The organism is Frankia sp. CcWB2 (assembly GCF_977927585.1).
In genome coordinates this window covers 2189-10223 of the sequence record NZ_CDWRCM010000059.1, presented here as the reverse complement: position 1 = coordinate 10223, position 8035 = coordinate 2189, and the positions used below count along the sequence as shown (strand labels likewise).

The window sequence follows — 8035 nt, the reverse complement described above, 5'->3', positions numbered from 1 at the left end:
ATCGCACGGATCTCGGCCTCCATCGAACGGCCGTGGTGCGCCGCACGTATGCGCAGTCGCTCCCGCACACCGTCATCGAGGTCTCGGATGCTGACCGCCGCCATCGGGACCACCTCCTGATAGCAATGCTAGCACGGGCGGACCCCGGCGGCACCGTCGCGCCGCCGGTCAGATAGTCATGCGGCTACTGCTGGCTGTTCGAATATCAGGTCGGTTCCGTCGACGGTGGTCGACACGCCGATCGGGAAGGTGGGCAGCGGGTCGGTGTGACCGCCTTCGACGTGCGCGAGGACGGGATAGCTGCCGGCGGCCACGTGGTGCAGGACGAGGCGGTGATAGTCGTTGCTGGTGTTGTCGTCGAACCGGTAGGGGCAGATAGGGCTATCAGCGGTGCTGTGATCATTGGAACGCGCGCGTCAGCTGGAGGAAGTCGCAGGCTTCGTCATCGGACTGGCATTCGCGGCTTTGACCCCGCTTCCTCCGTCCCCCGCGTCCCGACGGGAACCCTGTCCGCATGGCGAACGGGTGGACGACCGACCCGGACGACCGGACCCGCAATGTGGACAGCCCGCGATCAGGCGGACGCGGACCGTCCCATCCCACTCCATGTTTCCGAGACCGGCTGGTCCAGCACCATCCCAATGAGCCACGCCAACGGATCGTTCGTCAGCAACTCGTCCGCTTCGTCGATCTGGCTCAGATGCAGCCCCACGACGTCACCGTAGCGCCCCAGCCCGCTACTCCGGTGGCGACCGGCGTCCGCCCCGCATCAGCTGTGGTCAATTGCCGACCCGCCAGGGCTGTGAAGACCCTCCAACACGAGGGTCAGCAGGCGGTCTGCCGTCGCAGTTCCAGGAACTGTGGTCACTGTCTGCTCGCACGCCCACGCGAGTCCACTGACCACGGTGAACAGTTCGACGGCGTCAAGATCCACGCGCATCGCGCCAGCCTCCTGCGCGCGGGCCAAGAGAGACGTCCCAGCCTTGCGCATGCTCTCGCAGGCCGCGTGAAGCGGGGTCGACGTGTCCCGCAGGGTCCGTAGGAGCGCGGCCGCGAGCCCTCGATAGGCGCCGGTGAACTCCATGAATTCTCGTAGCCAGATCGTCAGCGATGGACCCGGCGATGAATCTACCGAGAGTTCGCGCGCCCGCGCGGTCAGATCATCGAAACGCTCATGGAGCACCGCTTCGAGCAGGGCCTCCCGCGTCGGGAAGTGGCGATAGAACGTCCCGATGCCGACTTCGGCCTGGCGGGCGATTCCTTCCAGGGAGGCCCCGGTGCCGTGCTCGATGAACGCGGCACGCGCATGCGCCAGCAACTTCTCGCGGTTGGCTCTGGCATTCGCACGCATGGGCCGCGTCTCAGCCACCCCGCCCGATCGCCTTCCCTTCGCAGCACATAGACGGAGGCTACCTCCTCCCCAGGCACCTTGCCGGAGGCATCCTCCGGTATGTTCGACGCGACCGGAGGGTACCTCCGGCAGGTGGAGCGACAGAAGGGATCGGCAATGAGCATCTCGGAGGTCCGCCGACGCCTGGGTCGGTTCGGGGTATGGCTTCCCCCGTTCGTCCTGCTGAGTAGTCCAGTTGCCACCCAGCGCCAGGAGCTCGCCCGGATCGAGCGGCTGGGGTACGGGTCGGTGTGGAGCGGGGAGACGCCGCCAGGCGCACCGGCCACCGGTCGCGAGGCGTTTGCGCAGCACGGGCTGATGCTTGCCTCAACTGATCGGATCATCGTTGGCACGGGCATCGCGAACATCAGCACCCGCGCCTCGGGCGCGATGCACACCGGCGCCGCGACACTGGCCGAGGCCTATCCTGGGCGATTCCTCCTCGGCCTCGGTGGCCAGTCCGGCGAACGACCCCTTTCCCACCTGCGTGACTATCTCGACGCGATGGACGAGGCCGCTGCGCACCTTCCGCAGCTGCCAGCTCCGCGATACCCACGCGTCCTCGCCGCCCTCGGACCGCGCGTGCACCGGCTGGCTCGCGAGCGCGCCGACGGCGTCCACCCGTTCCTGCAGCCGGTGGCGCACACGGCGGCCGCCCGCGCCGTGCTGGGCCCCGACCCGTTGGTCATCCCGCACCAGGCCATGATCCTTGAGCGCGATGCGCAGGCCGCCCGGACCTGGCTGCGGACCATCTTCGATCTCGGCGTGGGTGCCCCTGACTCCCCCTACACCAGGAACTACCGCCGGCTCGGCTACAGCGAGGCAGACATAGCTGAACGCGGCGACAGCCTGATTGACGACGTCCTCGCCTGGGGCGACGAGACCGCTGTCGCGGCAAGGCTCATCGCCCACATTGATGCCGGCGCCGACCACGTACTCGTGAACCCGTTCGCCCCCGATCTCTCCCAAGCAGTCGACCAGCTCGAGCGCCTTGTCCCGCTGCTGAGGCTGGACGCCCAGAGCTGAGCGGAGGGCAGGAGGCGAAGCACCAGGCGGCTCTTTGCTCCGGCGGCCGCAGAGCGGCACGCGACGCTTCATGGTCAAGCAGGCACGAAACGATCCGTCCCGCTCCATCCTTCCGAAACCGGCTGGTCCAGCACCATCCCGATCAACAGCGCCAACGGGTCGTTCGTCAGCAGCTCGTCAGCCTCGTCGATCTGGCTCAAGTGAAGTCCCACCGTCATCACGATAGCCACAGGCCCAGCCGTCGATCCGCTGGCCAGCACAGCGCGGTCGACGTCGTCCGTACTGTCGTGAGTCGCTGACCGAACGGCTACGTGAGCGCATCGCTGGGCGGGCGCCCGCGCAGCAGCGCGATGTCGGCAAGGCAGCCCCACCGAGCGCCAAGCTCACCGCCAGATCCGTCAGCACCTTCGCGATCATGCCCCGCCGCCAGCGCTCGTCACGGCGCCAGTGCCGCCACCCAGCCCGGACACCCGAACCGTCTCGGAGCAGCAACCCATCCGCCGATGACACGACATCCCGCCCGCGACAATGTCGACACGGACAGACCCAGACGCACGACGGCGAACAGGGCAGTTCGGCCCGAGGCAGGGGGCAGCCGCGCTGGAAGGCGCTCCGGTGGGCTTCGAGCCAGGAGCGCAGCGACCGGGCCGGGTGACCGGTGATCCGCTCGACCGTGTTGGTGACGGGGGCGGTCTGGCCGATGGTCGCCGCGGCCACGTCGAGCAGCGTTTCCAGGATCGGACGGGGAATTCGGCCCTGGTCGAGGTCCAGTGCCTCCTCCCGGGTCACGTCCTCGACGGTGACGTCGGCACCGAGCACGTCGCCGATGATCGCGACCGCGTCCCGCAGGCGCATCGGCTCCGGTCCCGTGAGGATCTGCATCCGGGAACGGAAGGTCTCCTGGGTAAGGAGGTGGGCGGCGACCTCGGCGATGTCGTCGGGATGGATCGGCGTGATAGGGGCGTCCGCGAACGCCATCGCGACCCGTCCGCTGGTCTGGATCTGATCTGCCCAGCCGCGCCGGGTATTGGTCGCGAGCCAGCTCGGGTAGAGCACCGTGTGCGAGAGACCCGACTCGGCCACGGCCCGCTCGATCCCGCGGTGAATTTGCCCGATGGGCCGGTCGAACTCCCCGACCTCGTAGGCCGCCGGCGAGGACAGCAACACCACGTACTGCACGCCCGCGTCCACAGCCGCCGCCACGAAGGCCTCGACAGTACCGATCACCGGATAGAGGAAGACGGTCTCGACCCCTCGCAGCACCTTCGCCGCCGACGGCCCGGGGTCGGCGAGGTCGAGTTCGGCCAGCTCGACGCCGGCGGGCAGCCGTAGGCTCGTCGCATCACGGGACGAGCCACGAACTGGGTGGCTCGACCCGGCCAGCGTGGCGACCAGACGCGACCCGATGTTCCCGCTGGCGCCTGTGACAAGGGTGGTCATGACTCTCCGATCACGCAGGTGCTACATCTGAGATTACCTTTGGATGCAAAGTATCTTTGATTGCAAAGGTAAAGGAGGCGAGGAGGGCCATGTCAAGCCGGAGCGAGGACGAGCTCGATGTGGACCAGGCTGTCCGCGCGCTGTTGCTACTGATGCCGCAGCTGGTCGGGCGGGCGAAACGGACGCCGCCGCCCGCCGAGCTCGCCGGCCTGGCGCTCGGCCCACGGCACCTGTCCCTGCTCTCTTACCTGCTGCTTGACGGCCCCACCACCGTCAACGCACTGGCCACGCGGCTGGAGGTCGCGCCCACGACCGTCAGCCTGATGGTCGCCGACCTGGACCACGCCAAGATCGTCGAGAGGCACGAGGATCCCGGCGATCGCCGACGCCGGATCGTCAGTATCGCCACCACGGGCCGCCCCGTGATCGAGGGATGGCTCGGCTCGGGCACCCGCGCCTGGCGGGAGGCGCTCCAACCGCTGACCCCGGCCGAACGCCACCTGGTCGTCAGCACCCTGCGCGCCTACGAACGCGCCGCCGGTGAGGGCGCCTCCGACCCGAGTTGAGTACGACACCACAATGCCCGCGGTGCGCGCCGAGAAGCTGACACGGTCGCCGCTGTGATCTCTGGCTCCGGCAGTCGCGGGCCGGAGCCAGGCCCCACGCGGTCAGACGGGCATGGAGCCGCCCGTCCCGCTCGTTCTTTCCGACATCCGCTGGTCCAGGACCATCCCGATCAGCAGCGCCAACGGATCGCTGGTCAGCAGGTCGTCTTCCTCGGCGATCTGGCTCAGGTGCAGGCCCATAGCCGATACTTCCTTGGCGGCAAGCCAGACCCCGTCGATCGTGCACGTCATGGGCACTAGCCGCCGCCCCAACGCCAACCACAGGCGGACGCAGAGCCGGTCCGGCGCCTGCCCCCAGGGCCTGGATGCAGGGTACCTGACACAGCCTAACAAGGCTTCTACAGCCTCACAACATCATGCTAGGCTGTGTCAGGCTCACTGGGAGGCTGACACATGCAGGCAGCAGAACTGGCCGAGCTGGTTGCCGCGCTTCGCCGGATCGGTCGCGACGACGCAGGACTTGAGGTCAAGCTGGCGTCAACCGACAAACTGCCCAATGAGACCGCACAGACCCTGTGCGCATTCGCAAACACTCCAGGCGGAGGCACGCTGATCTTAGGCCTCGACGAGGGACGCGGGTTCGCGACCACCGGTTGCGAGTACGCCGCGAAGCTTTCCGCCGACATCGCGGGACTGTGTCGAGATGCCCTCCATCCACCCCTCGTGCCGCTGATCAGCCTGCCGCAGTTCGAGGGACAGGACCCTTGTCGTCACCGAGGTGCCGGAGCTCGACGCAGCAGACAAGCCCTGCTACCTGCGGAGCAAGGGGCAGCCAAACGGTTCATATATCCGCATCTCGGATGGAGATCATCGGCTCTCGTCGTACGAGGTGAGCCAATTATTGATCAACCGGGGCCAGCCGACGTTTGATCGGGAGCCCGTCGAAGAAGCCAGACGAGTCGATCTGGACGACGAACTCGTCACGGATTTTCTGCGGGAGCTTCGCCGGTCCCGACCGACGTTGGCACGCCGGGACGACGATGATTTGCTCCATCGGTGCGGCGTGCTGGTCAAGAGCGCGCTAGATACCCAGGAGTCGAAATGAAATAACTTGCGCGTTTCGAACCCTCCACAGGCCTGTGACCTGCGATGATGCTCTCGATCACGTATTTGTTACTTCATTACGTCCCCCCAGCAGCTTGTGCCATCGCTGGGCGGGCTCCTCGCGCTCGGCCATGATCCGCAAGGTTTCGATGCGTTGCGCGGATGCGCGGTTACGGTGACCGTTTACCCAACGAAACGCAAGGGAGAGCCCGGTCCAGACGGCCAACGATTCCTGGACAACAAGATTCTGGAAGGGCCGGCCCCGATCCTCCTCGAGGAGGTTTTTGCCGTCCTGCTCGCCCGTATGAGCAGGCGCGGGATGGTGGAAGGAATTGGCCGAGAAGACCGCTGGGAGTATCCGCCGGAGGCCCTACGGGAGATCTTGGTCAACGCCGTCGCCCACCGTGACTACAGTCCGATGTCCAGGGGGACACGCATCCAGGTCGAGATGTACCCCGATCGCCTTGAAGTGATCTCACCGGGTGGGCTGTTCGGGCCAGTAACGATAGACCGGCTGGGAGATGACAACATCGCGTCCGCACGTAATCGGGCGCTCGTCGATATTCTTGAGAACGTCCGTTTTCAAGAATATCGAAGGGCCCTGTGCGAGAGGCGAGCGACAGGTATCCCCAACGTACTCAGTAGCCTGCGGGAAGCTGGTCTCGTGCCTCCCGAGTTCAGGGATCGAATAAGCGATTTTCGAGTCATCCTACCGAATAGGACCCTGCTCGACGAAGGTACACGGTCCTGGCTGTACTCGCTGGTTCAACCGGGCATCTCCCCGACGCAGGAGATGGCGCTCGCGATACTTCGGACCGGCCGAGCACTGACGAGCGACGAGTACAGGATCGAACTGTCGGTAGACAGCAAAATCGCCCGCCGTGAGCTGGGGGATCTTGTCCACCGCGGTTTGGTCAAAATGGTCAACCAGCGCAGATGGGCACGGTACGTCCTGGACGACGCGGCCGAGGACTCAAATCCGACACTTTTCTCCGAGATCCCCGAGCGCCTGCCGCGACACGAATCCGCGAGGACTGCTCACAGTCAGGAGACCCATGAGCCTAATCTGCGGAAGCAGCGGGTTCTGGAACTCCTGGCCGTCGAGTCGCCCCTGACCCGCGCGGAGATCGCCGTCCGCCTTTCCCTGACCGACCGACAGGCCAGCTATGCGCTGACCAAGCTGATCTCCGACGGCCTGGTCGTCAGAACAACAGCGGCCTACAGCGACCCGAACGCCGCGTACCGGCTCACAAGCACGCCGGCCTGAGTACCAGGGGACACTTCGTGGTCGCGAACGACATGTTCGTTCTCTCCGGACTCTGTTGGTCTAGCACCATGCCAATCAACAGTGCCAACGGATCGTTGGTCGGCAGCTCGTCGGCCTTGGCGATCTGACCCAGATGCAGTCCCACCACACAACCGTAGGCGACCAAGCTGCTCGTCGGCGTCGGCGTCGGGGTCGGGGTCGGCGCGGGCCGTAGGCCAGTTGAGGCGGTTGACTCTCCAGTTGGTGGAGGCTCAATGATCGGTTCCATGATGATCGGCCAGCTTGCGGTGAGCACCGGGCTCTCGGTACGGACGTTACGGTTCTACGCCGACGCCGGAGTGCTGCCCGAGCAGGGACGCACGACGGCGGGATACCGGCTGTTCGGGCCCGACGCCGTGGCCCGGGCGCGGCTCATCCGCACCCTGCGCGAGCTCGGCGTCGGCCTGGACGACATCAAGCGGGTGCTCAGCGCCGAAACGTCGCTGGATGAGGTGGCCGCCGAGCACGTACGCGCCCTCGACGCCCAGATTCGCGTGCTGCGACTGCAGCGCGCGGTACTGCGCGCCTTCATCGGATCCACCGACCCCGAGGAGCTCCAACGTATGACCGACCTGACCAACCTGACGACCGAACAACGTCGGCGGATCATCGACGACTACCTCGACGCTGTCTTCGGCGACAACCCCAGCGATGTCGCCGACAAGCTGGCCATGGGCGCACCCGAGCTGCCCGAGGACCCGACCCCGGAGCAGGTCGCAGCCTGGGTGGAGATCGTCGAACTGCTGCGCGATCCCGACTTCATCGCCACCAGCCGCCGGATGGCCGAACGAGCCCGCGCCGAAGGGCCAGAGCCGGACGTGGCGCAGTTCGAGGTCGGCAAGGCTGTCGGCGAACTCGCCGGTCCCGCCGCCCGGGCCGGGGTCGACCCCGCCTCCCCTGAGGCCCTGACCGTGGTCGAGCGTCTCGAAGCCCTCGGGCCCGACCCCGGCGGAAGACCGCACGCGCGTGGCCGACCGCATAGAAGCCTTCACCGACCGCCGCGTCGGCCGCTACTGGACCCTCGTCGGCATCATCAACGGCTGGGCCCCCAACCAGGCCCCCAACGACATCATCGGCACCTGGGAATGGTACGCCCGAGCCCTGCGCGCCCACGCCTGACGCCCGGACCCTCGCGGCTCCTCCGCCCGAGCGTCCGCCCCAAGACAGGCGCTCGGGCGAAGATGAGCGATGACGACTACCACC

At 66.8% G+C, this 8035-nt stretch carries 10 protein-coding genes and 2 pseudogenes; 6 read left to right on the top strand and 6 right to left on the bottom strand.

What is annotated here, in order from left to right; translation table 11 throughout:
* From ACY45C_RS08695 to ACY45C_RS08685, 3 genes are all read right to left on the bottom strand, one after another.
* Positions 1-104: FitA-like ribbon-helix-helix domain-containing protein (locus tag ACY45C_RS08695; RefSeq protein WP_462187118.1), on the bottom strand; the 104-nt coding region annotated here is incomplete at its 3' end.
* A 470-nt stretch (positions 105-574) separates the two neighbouring features.
* Positions 575-712: a hypothetical protein gene (locus ACY45C_RS08690; protein ID WP_462187109.1), complete on the bottom strand. Its 138-nt coding sequence runs from the start codon at positions 710-712 to the stop codon at positions 575-577.
* A gap of 57 nt (positions 713-769) precedes the next feature.
* Positions 770-1351, bottom strand: a complete 582-nt coding sequence (locus ACY45C_RS08685) for a TetR/AcrR family transcriptional regulator (RefSeq protein WP_462187108.1) — start codon at positions 1349-1351, stop codon at positions 770-772.
* 156 nt (positions 1352-1507) lie between these two features.
* Here ACY45C_RS08685 and ACY45C_RS08680 point away from each other — a divergent pair, with 156 nt between their 5' ends.
* Positions 1508-2416, top strand: coding sequence for a TIGR03620 family F420-dependent LLM class oxidoreductase (locus tag ACY45C_RS08680; RefSeq protein ID WP_462187107.1), 909 nt, complete (start codon positions 1508-1510; stop codon positions 2414-2416).
* Positions 2417-2593: 177 nt separating this feature from the next.
* On the opposite strand, the gene ACY45C_RS08675 is transcribed toward ACY45C_RS08680, so the two are convergent.
* The gene (locus ACY45C_RS08675; RefSeq protein WP_462187106.1) at positions 2594-3856 is read right to left on the bottom strand and encodes an NAD(P)H-binding protein; all 1263 of its coding nucleotides are present in this window, start codon (positions 3854-3856) and stop codon (positions 2594-2596) included.
* A gap of 89 nt (positions 3857-3945) precedes the next feature.
* Here ACY45C_RS08675 and ACY45C_RS08670 point away from each other — a divergent pair, with 89 nt between their 5' ends.
* Positions 3946-4422, top strand: coding sequence for a MarR family winged helix-turn-helix transcriptional regulator (locus ACY45C_RS08670; protein WP_462187105.1), 477 nt, complete (start codon positions 3946-3948; stop codon positions 4420-4422).
* Positions 4423-4524: 102 nt separating this feature from the next.
* Here ACY45C_RS08670 and ACY45C_RS08665 read toward each other — a convergent pair whose 3' ends face one another.
* The gene (locus tag ACY45C_RS08665; protein WP_462187104.1) at positions 4525-4713 is read right to left on the bottom strand and encodes a hypothetical protein; all 189 of its coding nucleotides are present in this window, start codon (positions 4711-4713) and stop codon (positions 4525-4527) included.
* A 162-nt stretch (positions 4714-4875) separates the two neighbouring features.
* Here ACY45C_RS08665 and ACY45C_RS08660 point away from each other — a divergent pair.
* From ACY45C_RS08660 to ACY45C_RS08650, 3 genes and pseudogenes are all read left to right on the top strand, one after another.
* A pseudogene (locus ACY45C_RS08660) lies at positions 4876-5151 on the top strand (AlbA family DNA-binding domain-containing protein); the annotation flags it as partial.
* A gap of 49 nt (positions 5152-5200) precedes the next feature.
* A complete protein-coding gene (locus ACY45C_RS08655) occupies positions 5201-5527 on the top strand; it encodes a hypothetical protein (RefSeq protein ID WP_462187120.1) in 327 nt (108 codons plus the stop codon).
* 174 nt (positions 5528-5701) lie between these two features.
* Positions 5702-6793 (top strand): ATP-binding protein, encoded by a 1092-nt coding sequence (locus ACY45C_RS08650; protein WP_462187103.1) that lies wholly within the window; start codon positions 5702-5704, stop codon positions 6791-6793.
* 46 nt (positions 6794-6839) lie between these two features.
* On the opposite strand, the pseudogene ACY45C_RS08645 reads toward ACY45C_RS08650, so the two are convergent.
* Positions 6840-6938: pseudogene (locus ACY45C_RS08645) on the bottom strand (HhH-GPD-type base excision DNA repair protein); the annotation flags it as partial.
* A gap of 121 nt (positions 6939-7059) precedes the next feature.
* Between ACY45C_RS08645 and ACY45C_RS08640 the strand changes: the two are divergent.
* Positions 7060-8035: MerR family transcriptional regulator (locus tag ACY45C_RS08640; RefSeq protein WP_462187102.1), on the top strand; the 976-nt coding region annotated here is incomplete at its 3' end.